1 protein-coding gene is annotated in these 247 nt (G+C 60.3%); it reads left to right on the top strand.

The genetic code is table 11. The features are described from left to right. The coding region (locus CF394_RS00305) for an iron chelate uptake ABC transporter family permease subunit (RefSeq protein WP_165767409.1) at positions 1-247 on the top strand (247 nt) is incomplete at both ends.

The raw sequence follows: 247 nt of genomic DNA on the forward strand, positions 1-247 counted from the left end.
AATTGCACGCGATTATTCAGTCCATCCGAATTCCGCGCGCATTGACCGCCGCATTAATCGGCGCGAATCTAGGGGCTGCGGGCGCGCTGATGCAGGCGGTGACAAGAAATGCGCTCGCATCTCCGAGCATCTTCGGAATCAATGCAGGGGCCTCGCTTGCTGTCGTATGTTTGACGGTGATGTTTCCTGCGCTTGCAGCTCCCCAGACAGCGATGGGAGCCGCATTTGCCGGCGGTGCAGCGGCCGC

The sequence above is a fragment of the Tetzosporium hominis genome (genome assembly GCF_002265435.1).
Classification (GTDB): Bacteria; Bacillota; Bacilli; order Bacillales_A; family Planococcaceae; genus Chryseomicrobium; species Chryseomicrobium hominis.